Source organism: Gillisella taibaishanensis (assembly GCF_001938985.1).
Classification (GTDB): domain Bacteria; phylum Pseudomonadota; class Alphaproteobacteria; order Rhizobiales; family Rhizobiaceae; genus Allorhizobium; species Allorhizobium taibaishanense.
The window spans coordinates 159948-181196 of record NZ_MKIN01000018.1 but is presented as its reverse complement, the minus strand read 5'-3'; the positions used below and the strand labels follow the sequence as shown (position 1 = coordinate 181196).

Genomic DNA, 21249 nt, shown 5'->3' with positions numbered 1-21249 from the left:
GGCGTAAAATCATTTTATTGCGAAAATGAACCGTATACGGTACAAGGCTTTTCGATGAAGCGTATCATTGCCAAATTCTTCATGACTGAAGAGGGCGCGGAACCCGTGAAGGACTGGCTGAAATCGCTAGAGAAAGTGGATCGGCATCGCGTTGGAGCCGATATTGCGACCGTCGAATACGGTTGGCCGGTCGGAATGCCGATTAGCAGGGCGATCAGGGACGGCGTGCGCGAAGTGCGGTCGACCATAAAAAATGGTAGAGTCGAAGCCAGAACCTATTTCGGAATTGATAATGGCCTGATGCTCCTTCTGCATGGCGAAGAAGGCAAGGATTGTCAGCAGGAGGCGATCAACCTCGCTGTTCGGCGTTGGAAGGACTACCTCGAGAGGTCCAAGCGGTTGAAGAAGAGCGAAAAGAGGAAGAAAACATGACTGAACATCAGTCCTGTGTTGGCGGTAGCCTTGAAGATTTCCTCGATGAGATCGGTGAGAGGCAAGAAGTTTACGGCGAAGCGATCAAGAGAGTTTTGAGCTGGCAGATCGAGGAGGCGCGCAAAGAGCAATCCATCAGCAAGTCAGACATGGCCTCGAAAATGGGCACCAGTCGAACGCAGGTTAAACGGGTTCTCGATCCGCACAACGTGGCGGTGTCGCTCGATACGCTCGACAGAGCTGCCCGTTCCGTGGGAAAACGGCTGAAGATTGAGTTGATCGATATATGATTGGCGTCAGATGCAGGGGAAAGCGCTGGGTATAATTTCAATCAGCTGGAGCTGTGTGCCAAGGAGCTCATCAAGGCGGGCCGGAGCGCGGATGCGATCAAGATCTATCTGTTCATGGCCGATGGCGATCAGTCTCTCGATGCTGGATATCTTGGGGAGCGGCTCGGAGCCTGTTACGAGACGATCGGTGACCTGCATGCTGCCAAATACTGGTATGGGCGTGCGGTTGAAGAAAATCCCGAAGTGAGGCTGGCCTCTGCAAGCGCGTTGCAGCGGCTTGCCTGCGTCGATATCCGTGATCTCGTTGATGCGTCATTCTAGATCGTTTTTGTTGTCGTTTGTCTTTTCGGGAAAACCGGATTCCGCTTTTCCCTGACAAATTCGAGCTTGTGAGAAGACATTGCTCTGACGACGCAGGGTGACGTTACATCTAAACCCGGGCCGGAACATCGATATGGTCAGGCTCCAGCCCTGCCCGCGCCCGCTCGACCATCATCGCATAGGCGTCTTCGAGATGCCGGGTAAAGCGGTCGGTATCGAAGAGCGGCGTCGTGTGCCTGTTCGCGGCAATCCGCGCGCGCAGAGCCGCGAGGCGGGATCGGTCACGGGCAAGATCCAGCGCCTGGGAAATATAGTCCTCGACGGTCGGCGCTACGAGTTCGGGAATGTCGAGCGCCCTCAGCAGACTTTCCGACACTCTGGATGCGAAACTGCGGCCTCTCAACGCCAGCACCGGCACGCCGGCCCAGAGGCAGTCGGATGTGGTGGTGTGGCCGCAATAGGGAAAGCTGTCGAGCACGAGGTCAACGGCCTGCACGCGGCCCAGATGTTGAGCGTAATTGAGCGGCGGCACGAAGATCAGCCGGTCGGCGGCAATCCCCTGCCGCCCGAAATAGCCGCGTAGATTGTCGCGGGCACGCTCGGGCTCGCACAGCAGACACATCACGCTGTCTGGCTGCGCTTGCATGATGGTTGCCCAAGCCTCGGCGGTCTGCGGGCTGAGCTTCCTGATATTGTTGAACGAGGCAAAGACGAATTTATCGTCCGGCAGCCCCAGCGCCGTTCGCGGCGCAGGCGGCGGCAAGGGCCGGTTGATGTTGTCGTTGGGCTCGTAAGTCTCTGGCAGGCGGCAGAATTTTTCGTGATAGAAGGGCTTGCTGCTGTCTGGCGTCACGACCCTGTCGCCGATGATGTAATCGCAGTCGATGCCCGTACCGCTGCCGGGAAAGCCCAGCCAGTTCACCTGGATCGGCGCCAGACCCGAATTGATCAAATCGATCCTGGCATCCTGGGTATGCCCTTGCAGATCGATAAGGATGTCGACACCGTCGCCCCTGATCAGTTCGGCGGCTGCGTGGGTTGAGAGGTCGGCGATCCGCTTGATCGTGCCCATCCGCGCCCGCGCGCCATTGTCCCGGTCGATCTTCGCCTGCGTGGTGTTGCAATAGAGGATGATCTCGAAGCGATCCCGATCATGGCGCTCAAGGACACCCTGCAGATTGACTATAACGGCGTGATTGCTGGTAAAATCGCCGGAGAGATAGCCGACCCGGATCTTCTCGCCATAGATATGCGGCCGGGTGCGGCGCGCCTGCCTGACCTCTGGAGAAATGGTCGATTTTTCCTGGTCCGATAGTCGGGCAAGCAGGCTCTCGTCATCGCACCAGTACAGCGCGTTCAGCGGAATTTCGCAGGAAATGGCAAAGTCGTCGCCCGCAGCAATCCCTTTCGCTGCGGCCTCATTGTCCCGTTTGAGTTCGTCGAGCATCGCGAACTCGAAAAGCCGACTGCGACACAAAAGCGCTGCCTCGAGATGGCGGGGATTATCCTTCAGGATCGGCTCGGCGAGCGCCACGGCTTTTTCCCGCCGCCCGTTGTTCTTGTAGAGGTCGTAGGCCAACAAGCGCAATTGTGCACCATTGCCGCCAAGATGCTCCGCCGCCCGCACGTAATGGTCTGCGGCCGCTTCGGCATGGCCGAGCTTGTAAAGGCATTGACCGGCAATCACCACCATGACGGGATCATCGGCAAGCTCCGGCGGCAGAGCCTTCGCTTCGTCAAGCGCCAACTGGAATTGCCCCTGCGAATAGAGCGATCGGATCCGTCCGGTCACATCAACAGTCATGATGTCTAAAATGTCCTACCATTCAATAGAGGCTCTTCCTCGCCCGCTCCGGCAATTCCTGGTCATAGGCCTCGCCGTCGAAACCGTTGACGATGTTTTTCAGGATCTGGCCCGCCGAGGGCAGGCTGGAGCGCTCGACATGGCCCGCCGGATCCCACAGCTTGGAGCGCATGATCGACTTGGCGCAGTGGAAATAGACGCTGTCGATGGCCAGCAGAATGACGGTCTTCGGCAGTTTGCCGTCGACGGCAAAGCGCGCCAGGAGGTCAGGCTCAGCGCTGATCCTGGCGCGGCCATTGACACGCAGCGTCTCGCCGACACCGGGAATGAGAAACAGCACCGAGGCGCGGCCGTCGTTGATGATATTCTTCAGATTGTCGATGCGGTTATTGCCCGGGCGGTCGGGGATGGCGAGCGTGCGGTCGTCGAGGATGTCGACGAAGCCGGGGGCATCGCCCTTGGGCGAGCAATCTGTGCCGTCAGGGCCGATAGTCGCCAACAAGATGAAGGGCGAGGCTTTGACAAAGGCGGCATAGTCGGCGTTGAGGTGGTCGATTTCCTTGGCAAGCGAGGTTTCCCGAGGGGAGCCATAGAGCTCCACCAGTTGCTGCACCGTCGTGATCTCCATTCTATCCTCCCGAAACGCCTGAGCTTCCCTATGCTTCTCCAGAAAAAGCCGTTTTCACTTTTCCTGGAAGCGCCAGAGGCTCCGTCAACCCAGAGTTAAAATCAAGCCCTTTCGGCATCAGAACAGATTGCCTCGAGCGCAGTCTCGAAATCGCGGGTAAAGCGTGGCGTGTCGAACAGCGGCGCGGTGTCGCGCGCGCGAATGAGATGCTGGCGCAGGTGAGATTGGCGGACCTCATCCTGCGCCAGTTCGACCGCCAGGCAGCCGAATTCGTCGAGACCGTCTGCCACCAATTCTTGGAGGCCAACGGCATTCAAAAGACTTTCGCTGACACGGCTGGCAAAACTAGAGCCTTTCCAGGTCAGAACGGGCACAGCGGCCCAAAGCGCGTCGGCCGTCGTCGTATGGCCATTACACGGCGACGTGTCGAGCGCGATATCGACATGCGCCAGCCGGCGAAGATGATCTGCCACCACAATCCTCGGGGCAAAAATCAAACGATCCGGTTCCACCCCAAGTCGGGCAGCGGCGTCACGCAAGTTGTTCCGTGCCACCGGCGGCATATCAAGCAGCCAAAGCACCGAGCGATCAACCGATTTCAGGATCTGCATCCAGGTTGTGAACACCTGATCGCGTATCTTCACGGCCTGATTGAAGGATGAGAAGACTACACCCTCTTCCGGCAAGCCATAACGGCTACGCGAGCCTTCCCGCGCCACCCGTTCACGGTTGTTGTCGTTGCACTGATAGCTGTTTGGCAGCCGGATGATTCTTTCGGCGTAGAACTGCTCGGACGACGGCGGAGCGACGAAGGCATCTGCGATGGCGTAATCGATACCCACCCCGGCGACGCTGCCGGGAAAGCCGAGATAGCTCACCTGCACCGGTGCCGGTCTGCGGCAGAAGATTCCCAGCCTGTTGTCGAATGTAAATCCCTTGAGGTCGACCAATATGTCGAGATCCAGCCGCCGTATGGCGGCAGCGGCCTGATCGTCGGTGAGATCGAGGATGTCGACATAATGTTCGATAGCCTCAAGGAAACGGTGACGCAGCGGACCTTTTCGGTTTACTGCTGCGGTATGGCAGATGCCAAAGACCTCGAACCGGTCACGGTCGTGATGCTCCAGCATGCCAGTCAAAAGAACCAGCGTCGCCTGCTGATAGAAATCGGAAGAGACGTAACCGACCCGCAGCCGGCGCCCGGGCTGGCGGCGATAAGCCTGCCTCGGCACTACCCTGCCCATGTGCTGCTCGGCCGTCTTCAAAGCGCTCAACACATGATAAGCCTCGTCGCCGGACCAGTGCAGCGAACGAAACACGTTTTCGCGGATATCCAGCTGCATGCCGTCAGCCTCATAGGCGGCTTCCAGCTTCGCCTGCAGCTCGCGGCTCAAATCGAAATCACACAGAGCGGTGGCACACCAGAACAGTTCTGTCAGCGCCAAGCGCTCATCCGGGCGGGCGGCGTGTGCGGCCTTCAGCACCGGCAGCGCCTTGTCCGGATGCCCCGTTCCAACCATGATCATCCCGGCATTCAGCCAGTGATCGAAATCGCGGCCAAGCGTGAGCAGCTTTTCGGCGTAGGGAACCGCATCTGGATATCGCCCGGCATCGCGGTAGAGGCTGCAGATGGAATGATTGATCTCGACATCATCTGGGCAATGCGGATAGAGCGCCAGCAGCGCGCGCAGCGCGAGATCCGCCCGACCGCCCTCCAGGTAATGGGAGCAGGCGCGAAAACCGAGCTCGCGGCGGCGCACCGGATCGAGAGCGATCGCCCGCTCAAACAGATCAGCGGCTTCCAACCGACTGCCGAGCCGCTCATGCACCGAGGCCGCCAGGATCAGCGCATCGGCATTCTCGCCACCATCCTGCAGCAGACGCGAAGCGGTCGAAAGGGCCGCGTCATAGGCGCCTTCCCTAAACTGCTCCAGTGCCTGTCTGTAAAGAATGGTCAATGCTTGCCCTCGATAAATGTCGAAGACAGCAAATAAAGCGGCAGACTTGTCCGAACCTGTTTAGCACCGATAAAAAAGGCGGCTAAGTGACTATTAATAAATATCTAATTTAAAGAATGAATAGAATTCGCAACCCAGGCGATAGACTTGGAGAAACATGTATTGTTGTACAACACAGCAGCCAAACCATAGCGGCGCAAGATGTCGATGATCGGATCAACAAGCCCGTCAGGCGATGCCCGGTCTGTGGTCCGGGCATCGCCATGCTCATCGGGACTGAATACAAACACCGATGAATTCGGTTGAACGGGTCGCCGGCCAGTGGCAACTGCGAATTATTCGGCAAGCTTGCCCATGCTGGCGCGCACGCGGCTGCGCAATTCGTCGATCGGCTTTAAAGCGCCGCGCTCCTCGTAGTGCCAGAAGGTCCAGCCGTTGCAGGCGTCAAGGCCGCGCACGCGGGCACCGACCCGGTGGATGGAGCCGGCTTCCGTGCCTGAGACCAGTGTGCCATCGGCGCGGACCACCGCCTGGTGACGGCGCTTTTCGCAGGACAGAACCTGGCCGGGTTGCAGCAGACCGGCATCCAGCAGCGTGTTGAAGGCGACGCGCGGTTCGGCCTTCTTGCCGGTCAGCACGGTCAGTTCCACTTTGCCCAGTGGCTCGACGGCGTCGATCCGGGCCGATGCCGCATCGATATAGTCCTGCTCGCGCTCGATACCGACGAAGTTTCGGCCAAGCCGCTTGGCGACGGCGCCTGTGGTGCCGGAACCGAAGAAGGGATCGAGCACGACATCGCCGGGCTTGGTCGAGGCAAGTATGACGCGCGCCAGCAGGGCTTCCGGCTTCTGGGTTGGATGGATCTTTTTGCCGTCCTCACCCTTCAGGCGTTCGCCGCCCGAGCAGATTGGGAACAGCCAGTCGGAGCGCATCTGCACGTCGTCGTTAGACGCCTTCAGCGCATCGTAGTTGAAAGTGTAGCCCTTGGCCTTGGCGTCACGCGAAGCCCAGATCATGGTTTCATGGGCGTTCTGGAAACGGCGACCCTTGAAATTGGGCATGGGATTGGTCTTGCGCCAGACGATGTCGTTCAAGATCCAGAAATTCAGATCCTGCAGCGTCGCGCCGACCCGGAAGATATTATGGTAAGAGCCGATCACCCAGATCGTGCCATGCGGCTTCAACACGCGCCGGCAAGCAAGCAGCCAGGCGCGTGTGAAGGCATCATAGACCTCGAAAGAGGCGAACTGGTCCCAGGCATCGTCCACGGCGTCGACAACAGACTGATCCGGCCGGTGGAGCATGCCTCCCAACTGCAGGTTATACGGCGGATCCGCAAAAATCGCATCCACCGATTGGTCCGGCAGTGCCTCCAAGGCCGCAACACAATCGCCCTTGATGATACTGTTCATCCAGGCGAAGGGATCGTTGGAGCGACGAAGGTCGGCGAGCGGGAAAACAGAGGCCATGAAATACTCACTGGTTACGCTGACGCAGCACTGAATTAACAGTGCCTATGGTTACCGAACTTGGTTACCAAATGCTGAACGGTGAGCGTAAATTTCCATGCAATTTCAGGCGGTCGCTTGCGGGAACCGAGAAACGTCATGGATACGGCGCCTGCTTGGCGGGCTGAACCAGCACGCCGCCATAGCCGTCGGCTGCAATTTTGTCGCAAAGCGGTACCCATTCGCAGGCCACGCAGGCATCGCGCACGACCCCTGATGCAAAGGCTGCTCTCATCTGCTCCAGGAAAGCCGCATCCGGCACGATCACCGTACCTGTCGCAACCGGGCGCGCCAGCAGGGCAGACACGGCAGCGAGCGCCTTGGCGTCGCGCTCAAGCACGCTGTCTTGTCGACAATGGGCCGTCGGCTCAGTCAGAAGCGGCTGACAGATATCGTCGGGACCATCGACGATCTCGATCGCCTCACCGTCACTCAGGCGGGCGGCAATCAGCCGATATTTGGCGGTAAAATCAGCCGTATAGCCCTTGCCGACAAAGGTCAGCATGCAGAGAAGATGATGGCCGCGCAGCCTGATCGTCATGACCGGTCCTCCTGAATTGGCCGGGTCCGACTGGGACCCGGTGCGGCCCGAGTTTTACCGCGTTTCGTCTCCAGCAGAACCCGGAACTTATCCGACGATCGCAAACCGATCCGGTTGCGGCTCGCCACGGCGGGCGGCAGGCGCGCGGCCGATCCATTGCACATGGCGCTCGAGAATGGTGGCGGCCTCGGCAACGGCGTGACGACGCAGGGCATCGAGAATGGCGCGGTGATCGTGATCGGTACGGCGCTCCCAGCCACTTTGCCAACCGGCGAGCAGGAAATGCGCGCTGACGGCATGCAGGTCGTCGATGGCAGCCAAAAGCCTTGGCATGTCGCAGGTGGAGACGATCAGCCGGTGAAACCGGCGATTGGCTGCCTCCCAGTCCTCGACATTATCAGCGCTGTCGCAGGCGACGGTGGCGGCTTCCGCTTCATCTAAAATGGCGGATGTCAGATGAGGTGCTGCGTGTTTCAGGGCGAGCACCTCAAGAGCCGCCCGCATTTCGGCGACTTCGCGCACCTGCTTCAGGTCGAAACTCGCCACCCGCACGCCCCGGCGCGGCAGGCTGATCACCAGGCCCTGCGCCTCCAGCCGGCGAAAGGCCTCGCGCACCGGCACCTGGCTTACCGAAAATTCCTCGGCGATATGGTCCTGCGCCAGACGCATGCCGGGCTGCAATTGACCATGCACGATGCGTGTGGCCAACGCGCGGGCAATTCTTGCAGCGATCGTGTCATCCTTGGCTTTGCTCATGCCCACTTGATTAGAGCATCGGACAAAAAAGTGGAAACCGGTTTTCGGATAATCCGATGCAAAAACGAAAAGGCCGGTGCGGTCATTTGTCGAGAGCGGCGCAAGGCAGCCATGAGCATTCAACAGCGCTTGCGCGATTGTTCTTTGCGGCCGCATCGTGTAGGCAGGGCGCGTTTCCCACGACAGGACAGGATCATGGCTGGTTTCGACCTTACCCTTTTCGATTGCGACGGCGTGCTCGTCGATTCCGAGATTATCGCCGCCAAGGTGGAATCGAAGCTTCTGACCGAGGCCGGCTATCCGATTTCCGTCGAGGAAATGGGCGAGCGTTTCGCCGGCATGACCTGGAAGAACATCCTGCTGTCGATCGAAAAGGAAGTCGATATTCCGCTTTCGGCCAGCCTGCTCGACAAATCGGAAACGCTGCTCGACCAGAAACTCACCCGCGAAGTCAAGCTGGTGGAAGGCGTGATCTATGCGCTGTCACGGCTTGCCGGGCCGCGCTGCATCTGCTCGAACTCCTCCTTGCCCCGGCTGGAGATGATGCTGACCAAGGTCGGGCTGAAAGACCATTTCGCGCCGCATATCTATTCGGCCAAGGATCTGGGTGCAGACCGGGTGAAGCCGAAGCCGGATATCTATCTGCATGGCGCTGCCCAGTTCAACGTCCAGCCAAGGAATTGCGTCGTTGTCGAAGACAGCGTGCACGGCGTGCATGCTGCGCGTGAGGCCGGCATGCGGGTGATCGGCTTTACCGGGGCATCCCACACCTATCCCTCCCATGCCGACAAGCTGACGGAAGCCGGCGCGGAAACGGTGATTTCCCGCATGGTCGATCTGCCGGCCGTGATTGCCGCCATGGCCGAATGGGAAGGCGCGCTTTAAATAGAGCATCGGACCGAAAAGTGGGAACCGGTTTTCGGAAAAATCCGATGCAAAAACAAAAATCTAGAGCATTGTTCCGATTTCGATTTTCGGCACGATGCTCTAGTGCGGGCCGCATCCATCAGAACGGCCTAACCGCCTGCGGCAGCCTGACCGTGAGCGCCTTTGGCAGAACGGTGATCCGCAACGCCCCCGGCTGGATCACCTCTCCATCCGCCTCCGCCGACAAAGCTGGCACCGTCGTCGGTTCGATCTCGATCACCGTGCCACGATCCATGACCGTTGCCGGCCGATCGCCCTTGCCGGCTCCTGAAAAGGCGGCAAAGGTCGAGAGATTGCCGAGCAGGCCGCGATGGCGGCAAATAACGACCTCAAGCAGGCCGTCATCGAGCATCGCATCGGGCGCTGCCGCAACGCCGGCGCCAAACCAGCCGCCATTGCAGAAAGCCGCAACCAGAACCGGACCGTCATGGATACTGCGGCCGTCGACCGATATCCGCAGGCTGCCACCACGATAGCCGAAAATGCGCTGGAGCGCGATCAACCGGTAGCGCAGCGATGCCGGCAGGCGGGACTTGCCGCGTGAGGCTTCGACGGCCTCGACCATTTCCCCGGACACGCCCGCGCTGGCGATATTGATGAAATGACTGGCGCTGACCGTGCCATCCTGGCCCCGACACTGCAAAAGGCCGACATCGATACGGCGCGGGGTGGCCGTGGAAATCGCCTGCAGGCGCTGTTCGACACTGTCCGGCCAGCGAAAATTACGGGAGAAATCCGATCCGGTGCCGCCGGGCAGGAATGTGAACGGCGTCTGCGGAAAGGACGAGGTCAGCACACCCTCGACCACCTGCCCCACGGTGCCGTCGCCGCCGACCGCCAACACAAGATCGGTGGCGTCAGTGACCGCAGCCCGCGCCTGGGCTGCCGTGCGGCCGCGCTCGGTTTCGACGAGGGCATAGCCGGGAAATACCCGTGCCAGCGCCTCGGCGATCTGCGGCCATGCGCCAGCACCGCCCGCAACAGGATTGCGAATGACCGTGACCTTCACCCCAGACCCCTTACGCCTGCCCTACCCTGCTACAGCGCCGTGCGTTTTATAAAACGCACGAAGGACGCTGTAACACTTTAAATCTGCTGCATAATTTTCTCCATAAATCGATTCCGATTTAAGGAATTATGCAGCAGAACCCGCCCAAGCCCAGATGCGCAAGTCGGCTTTACTTATGCTTCTTAGGCTTGGCAGCGGCCTTCGGCGGGCCTTCATCGAAACCGACGAAGATCTGGGTCGAGGTCGACGGATTGGCGGCTATGCTCACTTCATGGGTGAAGAGGAACTGTGCCGGCTGGTCGGCGCTGGCCAGGTTTGCGGTAAACGGCACCAGTTGCGAGGACACGACCGTGTCGCCGTTCATAACGGCCACCCGGATTGGCAGCGACAGCGAGCCGGCATGACCCTGCGGACCGGCGACAAGCCGGCCGGCCACCTGGACCTTGACGGTCATCGTGCTCTCGTTCTGGGTGCAGGCGCGGGTTGTTTCGGCAAGCGACGCCTGGAACACCACGTCCTGTGGGTCCTTGGAGCCCGGCTTGGCATAGGTGCGATAGTAGGCCGTGCCGTCGCGCAGCGAGATCTGCGGGCATGTCCCCTGCACGACCGCGCCACCCGATGCGGCGGGCGCATTGGCGGTGTTGGCGCCGGACACGGGGGCCGTGGCATTGGAACTGAACAGGCTGCCGCCGGTTGAAGGGCCTGAACCGCTGGTGCTGCAACCAGCCAGAATGACAGCCAGGGAAACAGCGGCCGTGCCGCGCATTAGAGATTGAAACACCAGGTCACACCTTCTGCATCATGACGTCGAACCGCTTGGGCACCGTTGTAGCACCGTTTGGTCATCGGCTGGCCATCGCTGGCTTACTGCCGGATTTCCTGTCGAAAAACTGCTGTAATCAGCCTTTCCTTATCGGTTGGCGATGGTCTATACCAGCGCCGTGGCAAAAAATCGATGCACTGGCGTGGGCTTTGTTGCAATTTTCAGCAAAGCAGCGTCAAGACTTGGGATCATCGATGGCCGCGACCTGTTGCAAGACCGAGGATATTGGCATGGACTTTATTTCCACTCGCGGCGAAGCGCCCGCTCTGACATTCTGCGATGCGCTTCTGGCCGGACTTGCTCGGGACGGCGGTCTTTACCTGCCCCGCGAATGGCCGAAAATGACCAAGCGCGATATCCGGGCGCTGCGCGGCAAGACCTATCAGGAGGTCGCCTTTGCCGTATTGAAACCCTTTGTCGATGGCGAAATCGAAGACGCCGCGTTGAAGGCGATGATCGACGGGGCCTATGCCACTTTCCGCCATCCGGCCGTGGCACCGCTGGTGCAAACCGGGCCGAATGCCTTCATTCTCGAACTGTTCCACGGCACGACGCTGGCCTTCAAAGACGTGGCGATGCAATTGCTCGGCCGGCTGATGGATCATGTGCTGAAAGCCCGTGGCGAACGCGCCACCATCGTCGGCGCCACCTCGGGCGACACAGGCGGTGCCGCCATCGACGCCTTTGCCGGGCTGGACAATGTCGATATCTTCATCCTGTTTCCCAAGGGCAAGGTCTCGCCGGTGCAGCAGCGTCAGATGACCTCGAGCACAGCCGCAAACGTGCGGGCAGTCGCTATCGAAGGCAATTTCGACGATTGCCAGGATCTGGTCAAAGCGATGTTCAACCATGTCAGCTTCCGCGACAGCGTGAAGCTGTCGGGCGTCAATTCGATCAACTGGGCGCGAATCATGGCCCAGGTTGTCTATTATTTCACGGCGGCGCTGGCGCTGGGCGGCCCTGACAGGAAGATCTCGTTCACCGTGCCCACAGGCAATTTCGGCGATATTTTCGCCGGTTACGTCGCGCGCGAAATGGGTCTGCCGATCGACAAGCTGGTCATTGCCACCAATGACAACGACATTCTCGCCCGCACGCTGAAGACCGGGCGCTACGAGATGCGCGGCGTCAAGGCCACCACCTCGCCGTCGATGGATATCCAGATCTCGTCCAATTTCGAGCGGCTGCTGTTTGAAGCCTGCGGCCGCGATGCCGGTGAGATCCGCCGGCAGATGGCCTCGCTGAAGCAGTCGAGCGCCTTCGACATCGGGCCGGAGACGCTGAAAAACATCCGCAAGGTGTTCCGCGCCGGCCGTGCCACCGAAAAGGATGTGGCGAAAACCATCCGCACGACTTTGGCCGAAACCGGCTATCTGCTTGATCCGCATACGGCCTGCGGCGTGGCCGTCGCGGCCAAGTTTGAAAAGCCGCAAAGCCCGATGGTGACGCTGGCGACCGCGCATCCCGCCAAATTCCCGGCAGCGGTAAAATCGGCATCGGGTATTGACCCCGCGCTTCCGACGTGGCTTGCTGATCTTATGGACAGGGAGGAGCGTTTCGACGTCCTGGCCGGCGAGCTCGACGTGGTGGAGGCTTTCATCTCCGCTCATTCGCGCGCTCGTGCATAAGTCCTGAAATCGTTCGCGATTTGAGTGAACATTATGCAGCCGACGAAAGGACGCTATGGGAAACGCGGAAAGACGGACCATGAATGTTGAGTGCACCCGCCTGCCTTCGGGGCTGACGGTCGTTACCGAGAAAATGCCGCATCTGGAAAGCGTCGCGCTGGGTGTCTGGGTCAAGTCAGGCTCGCGCGATGAGACCGCCGAGGAGCATGGCATTGCCCATCTTCTCGAACATATGGCCTTCAAGGGCACCAGGCGGCGCAGCGCTCGCGCGATCGCCGAGGAAATCGAGAATGTCGGCGGCGAGCTGAATGCCGCGACCTCGACGGAGACCACCTCCTATTACGCCCGGGTGCTCAAGGATGACGTGCCGCTGGCCGTCGATATTCTTGCTGACATCCTGACCGATTCGGCCTTTGCCGATGAAGAACTGATACGCGAAAAGCATGTAATTCTGCAGGAAATCGGCGCGGCCTGCGACACGCCTGACGATGTCGTGTTCGACCGCTTTGCCGAAACTGCGTTTCGCGACCAGACGGTCGGGCGCGGCATTCTGGGCACGCCTGAGACCGTCGACGGTTTCACCAGCGACCAGATCCGCTCCTATATGGCGCGCAACTACACCACCGACCGCATGTTCGTGGTGGCCGCCGGCGCCGTCGATCACGACAGTTTCGTGCGCCAGGTCGAAGACCGGTTTTCGACGCTGCGCACCAAGCCAGATGTCTCGCCGCTCGTCACCCCTGCCCGCTATACCGGCGGCGAGGTGCGCGAAAGCCGCGACCTGATGGATACGCAGCTGCTGCTCGGTTTTGAAGGCCGCGCCTATCACGCGCGCGATTTCTATGCCTCGCAGGTCCTGGCCAATATTCTGGGCGGCGGCATGTCGTCCCGGCTGTTCCAGGAAGTGCGCGAATTCCGCGGTCTGTGCTATTCGGTCTATGCCTTCCACTGGGGCTTTTCCGATACCGGTATTTTCGGCATTCATGCCGCCACCGGCGGCGAAAACCTGCCGGAACTGGTGCCTGTGATCATTGAGGAACTGCGCAAGGCTGCTGTCTCGATCGACCAGCAGGAAATCGACCGCTCGCGCGCCCAGATCCGCGCGCAATTGCTGATGGGCCAGGAAAGCCCTGCCGCCCGCGCCGGCCAGATCGCCCGGCAGATGATGCTCTACGGCCGGCCGATCTCCAATCCGGAGCTGATGGAACGGCTGGAAGGCATTACCGTCGAGCGGCTGACCGATCTTGCCGGCCGGCTGTTCTTTGATGGTGGTCCGCCGACTCTGTCGGCTATCGGCCCGCTGGAGCAGTTGGCGCCGATGGACGATATCGTGTCGGCCCTGTCAGGTTCCGGTCTGACGGTGCCAAAGGCGGCACGGCGCTGACGCAGCAAGCGCATTGGGGCTGAGGGTCGAGGCCACTCGGTTGGGGCCATTTGGTGGGGATGACGAATGACGCGGTCAGTGTTCGGGTTTCTCTCGCGTCAGCCGGATCGTCCGGAACTGCGTGATGGCACCCGGCTGCTGCGCCTGCCCCGCAATAGCGATTATAACCAATGGTATCGGCTGCGCTCGGAAAGCCGCGCCTTTCTTCAGCCGTGGGAACCGCTCTGGCGCCCGGACGAGCTGACGGAAAGCGCCTTTCGCGCAAGGGTCATGCGCAATACCCAGGAATATGCCTGCGGGCTGGCGGTGCCGTTTTTTCTGATCCATGAAGCCGACAACCAGCTGATGGGCGGGCTCACCATCGGCCTCATCAGGCGTGGCGTCTCGCAGGCCTGCATGATTGGATATTGGATGGGCGAGCGATTTGCCGGCCAAGGCCATATGTTTGCCGCACTTCAAATGGCAAAACCGTATATCTTCAAGGAACTTGAGTTGCATCGTATCGAGGCGGCCTGTATTCCTGACAATGATAAAAGCATTCGGCTGCTGGAACGGGCAGGTTTTGAACGGGAAGGTCTGTTGCGCGGTTATTTGAACATCAACGGGCAGTGGAGAGATCACGCGATCTACTCGCTTTTGGCAGACGTCGGTCCTACTGCCGGCAAAAATTTCTATTCATGATTATTGTCACATCATCATCCTCTACCGACGCCGCTCCGTTGGTCCGACGCCAGCCGGTATCGTCAGCTTCCGGCGTTGCGCGTTGCGCCGCCATGCTACGACCGCTTCTGATGCTGATTGCGCTGCTGATCGTTGCACCGGTACTGGCCTCCCGCCCGGCGCTGGCAGCAGAGCCGGTGAAGATCTCCCGCGACGACACGGCGCTCGACCTCACTGCAACGACGGAAATTCATCTCAATCAAGGTGAGGCGTTCCAGGTCTCGACCGCCGCTGGTGCCGATGGCATCCGCCGGCGCATTGAAGTGCGCGCTACCTCGCCACAGCACCAGGGCGATTGGGCGGTATTCGCGCTCGCCAATGTCTCGGACGAACAGCTGGAGCGGGTGATCGTCGCGCCGCATTACCGCCTAGTCAATTCCAAGGTGTTCTGGCCGGATCTCGGCTCGCAGCGGATCATTTCGATCACGCCCAGCGAAGGCTTTTCGCTGGACCGGGTGCCGAGCGACGACGCCGACGTGTTCCGCATCACCCTCAATCCGGGCGCTGTCGTGACCTTCGTTGCCGAACTGGCAACCCCGAACCTGCCGCAGATCTATCTGTGGGAGCCGGACGCCTACAAGGACACGATCAATTCCTTCACGCTCTATCGCGGCATCGTGCTCGGTATCTCCGGCCTGCTCGCGGTGTTTCTGACCATTCTCTTCGTAGTGCGCGGCACCTCGATGCTGCCGGCCGCAGCCTCGCTTGCCTGGGCGGTACTGGCCTATATCTGCGTCGATTTCGGCTTTCTCGGCAAGCTGATCAGCATTACCACGACCAGTGAACAGATATGGCGAGCGGGCGCCGAAGTCGGACTTGCCTCCGGCTTCGTGATCTTCCTGTTTACCTATCTCAATCTCAACCGATGGCATGTGCATCTGGGCTATGCGACCTTCGCCTGGATTCTTGGTCTGGCGCTGCTGTTCGGCGTGGCGATCTACGATCCCTCCATTGCCGCCGGTATCGCCCGCCTGTCCTTTGCGCTGACGGCGACCGCCGGTATCGCGCTGATCATCTATCTCGGCTTCAACCGCTACGACCGCGCCATTCTGCTGGTGCCGACCTGGACGCTGATCATCGTCTGGCTGATCGCGGGGTGGATGACCGTGACCGGGCGTCTCTCGAACGACATCATCCAGCCTGCCCATGGCGGCGCGCTGGTGCTGATCGTGCTCTTGATCGGCTTTACCGTCATGCAGCACGCCTTTGCCGGCGGCGGCTATAACCAAGGCCTGTTTTCAGACCTTGAGCGGCAATCGCTGGCGCTGACCGGGGCCGGCGACATCGTTTGGGACTGGGACGTGACCCGCGACCGTGTCGTGACCATGCCCGACATTTCCACCCGTCTCGGTCTGAGCCAGGGCGCCCTGCATGGTGCGGCCCGCAACTGGATTCCGAGCCTGCATCCCGATGACCGCGACCGGTTCCGCGCCACGCTCGACGTGCTCCTGGAGCACAAGCGCGGTCGGCTCAACCACGAATTCCGCATTCGCGCCGATGACGGCCATTTCCACTGGCTGCATATCCGCGCCCGGCCGGTTTTGGGCGCAAATGGCGAAATCATCCGCTGCATCGGCACCATCGCCGATGTGACCGAGCAGAAAAACACCGTCGACCGGCTGTTGCAGGATGCGATCAACGACAACCTGACCGGCCTGCCCAACCGCGAAGTGTTTCTCGACCGGCTGCAGACGCTGCTCACCGTGACCGCCACCGCCGACAGCGTGCGTCCGACTGTCATGATCGTCGACATCGACAATTTCGGCCGGGTCAACGACATGCTCGGCATATCGGCCGGTGACAATATCCTGATCGCGCTGACGCGCCGGCTGCGGCGGCTTTTGAAGCCGCAGGATACGCTGGCGCGGCTGTCCGGCGACCAGTTCGGGTTGATCCTGATTTCCGAGCGCGATCCGGCAAAGGTCGGCGACTTCGCCGATGCGATCAGCAAGGCGATCAAGGTGCCGATCAATTTCGCCAATCGCGAGATCGAACTGACTGCCTCGATCGGCCTCGTCTCCTGGGTCGATCAGCAGGAAAGTGCGGCCGGCCTGCTGTCGGATGCCGAGCTTGCGATGTATAGGGCCAAGCGCGGCGGCGGCAACAAGGTCGAGCCTTTCCGCCCGGCCTTCCGCGGTACCGTGTCTGAAAAGCTGCAGCTGGAAACAGAGCTGGCGCGCGCCGTCGAGCGCGGCGAACTGACCATGGTCTATCAGCCGATCGTAAGGCTGGAAGACGAGGAACTGGCCGGTTTCGAAGCCCTTATGCGCTGGGAACATCCCAAGCGCGGCACGATCTCGCCCAACGAATTCATACCGCTTGCTGAAAGCTGCGACCTGATCATGCCGCTTGGCATGTTCGCGCTCGAGCGGGCCGCCACCGATCTGGTGGAATGGGAAAAGCAGACTGGGGAGGCGCCGATCTTCGTCTCGGTCAACCTGTCGAGCGCCCAGTTGATCAACAACACGCTCTATACCGACATCCGCAGTCTGCTCACGCGCGTGAACTGCAATCCGTCACGGCTGAAACTGGAACTGACGGAATCGGTGGTGGTCGAAAACCCCGAACAGGCGCGTCTGGTGCTGGAAAAACTGAAGGATATCGGGCTTAGCCTCGCACTCGACGATTTCGGCACCGGCTATTCCTCGCTGTCTTACCTCACCCGCTTCCCCTTCGACACGCTGAAGCTCGACCGCGAATTGGTCGCTGGCGACAGCGAAAAGCGCTCGATCCTGCTGCGGTCGGTGATCGCAATGGCCAATGAAATGGGCATGGACGTCGTCGCAGAAGGCGTGGCAACCGAACAGGATGGCGACGACCTTGCCGCAATGGGCTGCCAATTCGGCCAGAGCTTCCTTTATGGCGCTCCAATCGGCCCGGAAGCGGTGCTGCGACTGCTGAAGGATCAGCAGCAGCGGGCGCGGCGGGCGTAAACCGTTACGCCATCCAGTCGCTTGAAAAGCCGAATTGCTCCTGAAGACCGGCCTCGCCGGCGCGGGTGATCCGTAATGCCCGGCTTTGCGGCTGTCGCGACACCCAGGAGAGCGACAGCATGCGCTCCATCAGGGCTGCACCGAGATGGCCTGCCAGATGCGGTCGGCGTTCGCTCCAGTCGAGACAGGTGCGGCACAACGGGCGGCCACGCGGTGACGTCGCAGACAGATCGATGCCGAAATCGCAAAAGAAGCGCTGGCCGGAAGATGTCACGGTCACGGCACCCTCGCCGATAGCGATATGGGCCATGGTCTGCAAACGGTCAGCCAGGGTCACGCCGAGGCGCCCGGCAATGTGGTCGTAACAACTGCGGGCCGAGCGCAATGCCAGATCTTTCGGCCCCACCCTATGCCGCCTTGGCGGTCCATCGGCAGCAAGGGCCATGACGCTTTCGAGTGCTGCGGCCGTGGAAGGACCGGCCAGCCGGAAATAGCGATGTCGGCCCTGCTTTTCGACGGACAGCAGCCGGCCGTCGACCATTTTTGCGAGATGGCCGCTGGCGGTCTGGGCGGTGATCCCGGAATGCCGGGCCAGTTCGCCCGCCGTCAGCGCCTGACCGGCCATCAGGGCAATCAGCATATTGGCGCGGGCGGGATCGCCGATCAGGGCGGCAATTTCGGCCAGGGTATTTGCAGAAGCGATGTTCGACATGAGAAGAGGATAGGCCGATCACTGCGCCCTGTCATCCCGCGACACTTCGGTAAAGGCCGAAGCATCGGTCGCGGCAATCGGTCTAACAGAGGCAGCGATCCCATCATTTTCAGAAAGCCCGCCATGACCTCGCCGACCCTTGCCAAAGACCTCGCCTTGCTGCTGCTGCTCGCCACCGTCTGGGGCGCCGCCTATAGTTTTATCCGTGTCGGGGTCGAGACAATTCCACCGATCACCCTGATTGCGGCCCGTACCCTGCTGGCTGGGGCGCTTCTGCTGGCGATCCTGAAAGGGCGCGGTCTGCGGCTGCCAAGAGACATGGCCACCTGGCGGCGCTTCCTCATCCAGGCCTGCCTGAACAGCGCCCTGCCCTTCACGCTGATCGCCTGGGCGGAATTGCATGTCGAGGCGGGTCTTGCGGTCATCCTCAATGCGCTAACGCCGATCTTCACCTTCTTGATCACCGCCGGTATCACCCGGCATGAAAGCCTCGGCCCCCGCAAGCTGATCGGCGTGGTGCTCGGCATTTCCGGCACCTGCCTGATCATCGGCTTCAACGCCTTCCATTCCGCCGGCACCGACCTCATCGCTCAGCTCGCCGTGGTGCTGGCCTCGGTCTGCTATGCGATGGCCGCGATTTTCGGGCGCAATTTTAGGGGGCTCGATCCGATGATGCCCGCAGCCGGTTCGCTGATCTCAGGCGCGGCGATCCTCATTCCCTTCAGTCTTGTCATCGACAGACCATGGACGCTCTCGGTCTCATTCGCCTCTATTGCCGCCCTGCTGGCGCTATCCGTCTTTTCCACGGCGCTGGCGTTCGTGATCTATTTCAGGCTCGTGCACCGGTTGGGCTCCGTCGCCACCACGTCGCAGGCCTATCTGCGGGTGCCGATCGGGGTCGGAATCGGCGCGGTGTTCCTCGGGGAACGCTTCAGCCCGACCGTTCTCGCCGGTCTGCTGCTGGTCGTCGCAGGCGTCTTTGCCATGAGCGTGCCGGCACCGGTGCGGCTTTCGCAACCTTTGGACTGGCTGCGCGCAAGACGGCACCCTGCCCCCTGATCAACCCCGACCGAAGCCAAGCCCAGATCAGGCGTGGCCAGCTTCCGGCGACAGTGTCGCGGGGCTGATGCCGATAAGAGCCAGCGCCCGGTCGTATTTGTCGTCGAGAACAGGGTCAAAAATCAGGTCTTCCGAAGCCGGGCAGTTCAGCCAGCCGTTATTGGCGATCTCAGCTTCAAGCTGACCGGGTCCCCAGCCGGCATAGCCGAGCAACATGGTAGCGCGGGCCGGGCCGCGTCCGTCGGAAATGGCGCGCACGATATCGAGCGTTGCGGTCAGCGAAATGTCGTCGGTGATCGGGATGCTGCTATCGCTGAGGTAATCGTCGGAATGCAGCACAAAGCCGCGCCCTGTTTCGACCGGACCGCCGGACTGGATGGGAAAGTTGCGGGCGTGGTCCGGCAGCATGATCGCGTCGTTCTGGTCGATCAGGTCGAGATGTAGCAGGATATCGGCGAATTTCACCGGCTGGGTACGGTTGATGATAAAGCCCATGGCGCCAGCACCCGTATGGGCGCAGACATAGACGACACTGCGGGCAAAATTGCCGTCTGCCATGCCAGGCATGGCGATCAGAAACTGGCCGTCGAGGAATCCCCGCTCCCGACCGGAATTCAAAGTCGAAAATGCCATGCTGCCTCCGTTCTGTTCGCTCTGCCGATCGATCGGAAAAGAACATCACACGCCGCGCGCACCGATACCGACACTGTTTGGACGCTTCCGGCTGCGCTGCACATTATCATTTTGCTGTTGTGTCATTCTGCTGCCGGCGCAAGTCAGATGAATAAGATGAGCCATCACCGCCGATCAATCAACCGAAAATGATAAAACTGTAAAAAGCGTGATTGGCAGCGCCCTTACGGCCTGTCTAAATAGCGGGATGATCCAAGCTGTCCTCTCCTTCCGCTCCGGTCCAGCGCTGCGCCCGGCCTTTTGCGCCCTGGCGCTGCTGATTGCAGGCCTCGTGTCGGTGCTTGCGCCCGATGGCGCCCATGCGGCCACCTCGGCCTGGGCGGTGAGCGATGGCGGCCGGATGCGGCTGGTGGTGCTGCCGCCAGCACCCGACGGCAGCCGCCAGGCCGGTTTGCAGATCGAGCCGAACGATGGATGGTTCACCTATTGGCGCGAGCCTGGCGACAGTGGCATCCCACCGCAACTGACCGTCTCCGACGATGCAGGCTTTACCGCTTCGCCGCTGACCTTTCCGGTGCCCAAGCGCATGGATATCGGCAGCGTGCGCGATGTCGGCTACGACCATGCCGTGGTCTTTCCCTTCACCTTGCGCAGCCATGGCGAGACCTGGCAGAACCCGCTGAGGCTGATGGCCTTCATCGGCATGTGCCGCAATATCTGTATTCCGTTCCAGGCCGAACTCAACATCGATCTCGGACACGAGGAAACCACCGATGTCAGCGAAGTGAAGCTGATCGAAAAGGCGAAGTCCAAGCTTCCGGCCTCGGCATCGGACGATTTTCATGTCGATGATTTTCACATGGCCCAAGACCTCTCCAGCCTCGATGTCTCGCTTGTCGTGCCCGATGGCTCCAAGGACGAACCGCGCATTCTGGTGACCGGGCCGGAAGGCTATTTGTTTACGGAATACACCGTGCTGTCGAACAAGGGCAATCAGCGGTCGCTGCGCGTTACCCTGCCGAAACTGCCGCGCAATTATACCGTGGATGGCAAGACCTGGCATATTCTTGTCGCCGCCGGCAACAAGCGGGCGATGGAAGCACCGCTTGCCTTCGCAACAAGCCGCCCTATAGTGCAGCCCTGACAGCCTCCCCCTCCCAGACCGCTGGCGGCCCCTGGGATT

The 21249-nt window shown here is 60.7% G+C and carries 20 protein-coding genes; 10 read left to right on the top strand and 10 right to left on the bottom strand.

Annotated features, from left to right (window positions below; translation table 11 throughout):
- Positions 1 to 54: 54 nt before the first annotated feature.
- From BJF91_RS03140 to BJF91_RS03130, 3 genes are read left to right on the top strand one after another with little or no spacing between them, the layout of a single operon-like run.
- Positions 55 to 432, top strand: coding sequence for a type II toxin-antitoxin system RelE/ParE family toxin (locus BJF91_RS03140; RefSeq protein WP_075613013.1), 378 nt, complete (start codon positions 55 to 57; stop codon positions 430 to 432).
- A complete protein-coding gene (locus BJF91_RS03135; protein WP_075613012.1) occupies positions 429 to 722 on the top strand; it encodes an XRE family transcriptional regulator in 294 nt (97 codons plus the stop codon). The genes BJF91_RS03140 and BJF91_RS03135 overlap by 4 nt, the downstream gene beginning before the upstream one ends.
- Complete coding sequence (locus tag BJF91_RS03130; RefSeq protein ID WP_075613011.1) at positions 723 to 1043, top strand: hypothetical protein; 321 nt, start codon at positions 723 to 725, stop codon at positions 1041 to 1043.
- Positions 1044 to 1152: 109 nt separating this feature from the next.
- Here BJF91_RS03130 and BJF91_RS03125 read toward each other — a convergent pair whose 3' ends face one another.
- From BJF91_RS03125 to BJF91_RS03100, 6 genes are all read right to left on the bottom strand, one after another.
- Entirely contained in the window at positions 1153 to 2847 is a 1695-nt protein-coding gene (locus BJF91_RS03125) for an O-linked N-acetylglucosamine transferase, SPINDLY family protein (protein WP_075613010.1), read from the bottom strand.
- Positions 2848 to 2869: 22 nt separating this feature from the next.
- Positions 2870 to 3475 (bottom strand): pyridoxamine 5'-phosphate oxidase family protein, encoded by a 606-nt coding sequence (locus BJF91_RS03120; protein WP_075613009.1) that lies wholly within the window; start codon positions 3473 to 3475, stop codon positions 2870 to 2872.
- 101 nt (positions 3476 to 3576) lie between these two features.
- On the bottom strand, positions 3577 to 5433 hold the full coding sequence (locus BJF91_RS03115) for an O-linked N-acetylglucosamine transferase, SPINDLY family protein (RefSeq protein WP_075613008.1): 1857 nt from the start codon (positions 5431 to 5433) through the stop codon (positions 3577 to 3579).
- 335 nt (positions 5434 to 5768) lie between these two features.
- Positions 5769 to 6902 (bottom strand): site-specific DNA-methyltransferase, encoded by a 1134-nt coding sequence (locus BJF91_RS03110; protein WP_075613007.1) that lies wholly within the window; start codon positions 6900 to 6902, stop codon positions 5769 to 5771.
- 136 nt (positions 6903 to 7038) lie between these two features.
- Entirely contained in the window at positions 7039 to 7482 is a 444-nt protein-coding gene (locus BJF91_RS03105; RefSeq protein ID WP_075613006.1) for a DUF1284 domain-containing protein, read from the bottom strand.
- Positions 7483 to 7569: 87 nt separating this feature from the next.
- A complete protein-coding gene (locus BJF91_RS03100) occupies positions 7570 to 8238 on the bottom strand; it encodes a GntR family transcriptional regulator (protein WP_075613105.1) in 669 nt (222 codons plus the stop codon).
- A 195-nt stretch (positions 8239 to 8433) separates the two neighbouring features.
- On the opposite strand from BJF91_RS03100, the gene BJF91_RS03095 reads away from it, so the two are divergent.
- On the top strand, positions 8434 to 9123 hold the full coding sequence (locus BJF91_RS03095) for an HAD family hydrolase (RefSeq protein WP_075613005.1): 690 nt from the start codon (positions 8434 to 8436) through the stop codon (positions 9121 to 9123).
- Positions 9124 to 9244: 121 nt separating this feature from the next.
- Here BJF91_RS03095 and BJF91_RS03090 read toward each other — a convergent pair whose 3' ends face one another.
- Both BJF91_RS03090 and BJF91_RS03085 read right to left on the bottom strand, forming a co-directional pair.
- Positions 9245 to 10174, bottom strand: a complete 930-nt coding sequence (locus BJF91_RS03090) for a diacylglycerol/lipid kinase family protein (protein WP_075613004.1) — start codon at positions 10172 to 10174, stop codon at positions 9245 to 9247.
- A gap of 169 nt (positions 10175 to 10343) precedes the next feature.
- Positions 10344 to 10955 (bottom strand): hypothetical protein, encoded by a 612-nt coding sequence (locus tag BJF91_RS03085; RefSeq protein WP_075613003.1) that lies wholly within the window; start codon positions 10953 to 10955, stop codon positions 10344 to 10346.
- A gap of 272 nt (positions 10956 to 11227) precedes the next feature.
- Between BJF91_RS03085 and thrC the strand changes: the two genes are divergently transcribed.
- From thrC to BJF91_RS03065, 4 genes are all read left to right on the top strand, one after another.
- Complete coding sequence (thrC, locus tag BJF91_RS03080; RefSeq protein ID WP_075613104.1) at positions 11228 to 12625, top strand: threonine synthase; 1398 nt, start codon at positions 11228 to 11230, stop codon at positions 12623 to 12625.
- Between the two features lie 79 nt (positions 12626 to 12704).
- Positions 12705 to 14009 (top strand): M16 family metallopeptidase, encoded by a 1305-nt coding sequence (locus BJF91_RS03075; protein WP_075613002.1) that lies wholly within the window; start codon positions 12705 to 12707, stop codon positions 14007 to 14009.
- Positions 14010 to 14075: 66 nt separating this feature from the next.
- Positions 14076 to 14690, top strand: coding sequence for a GNAT family N-acetyltransferase (locus BJF91_RS03070; protein ID WP_075613001.1), 615 nt, complete (start codon positions 14076 to 14078; stop codon positions 14688 to 14690).
- Between the two features lie 110 nt (positions 14691 to 14800).
- Positions 14801 to 17662, top strand: a complete 2862-nt coding sequence (locus tag BJF91_RS03065; protein WP_234801532.1) for an EAL domain-containing protein — start codon at positions 14801 to 14803, stop codon at positions 17660 to 17662.
- A gap of 4 nt (positions 17663 to 17666) precedes the next feature.
- Here the strand turns inward: BJF91_RS03065 and BJF91_RS03060 are convergent, their stop codons facing one another.
- Positions 17667 to 18374, bottom strand: coding sequence for an ArsR/SmtB family transcription factor (locus tag BJF91_RS03060; RefSeq protein WP_075613000.1), 708 nt, complete (start codon positions 18372 to 18374; stop codon positions 17667 to 17669).
- Between the two features lie 123 nt (positions 18375 to 18497).
- Here BJF91_RS03060 and BJF91_RS03055 point away from each other — a divergent pair, with 123 nt between their 5' ends.
- Positions 18498 to 19433 (top strand): DMT family transporter, encoded by a 936-nt coding sequence (locus BJF91_RS03055; RefSeq protein WP_075612999.1) that lies wholly within the window; start codon positions 18498 to 18500, stop codon positions 19431 to 19433.
- Between the two features lie 27 nt (positions 19434 to 19460).
- Here BJF91_RS03055 and BJF91_RS03050 read toward each other — a convergent pair whose 3' ends face one another.
- Positions 19461 to 20066 carry a YqgE/AlgH family protein gene (locus BJF91_RS03050; protein WP_075612998.1) on the bottom strand — a complete coding sequence of 202 codons (606 nt, stop codon included), beginning with the start codon at positions 20064 to 20066 and terminating at the stop codon, positions 19461 to 19463.
- 247 nt (positions 20067 to 20313) lie between these two features.
- On the opposite strand from BJF91_RS03050, the gene BJF91_RS03045 reads away from it, so the two are divergent.
- Positions 20314 to 21210 (top strand): protein-disulfide reductase DsbD domain-containing protein, encoded by an 897-nt coding sequence (locus BJF91_RS03045; protein ID WP_075612997.1) that lies wholly within the window; start codon positions 20314 to 20316, stop codon positions 21208 to 21210.
- Positions 21211 to 21249 lie beyond the last annotated feature (39 nt).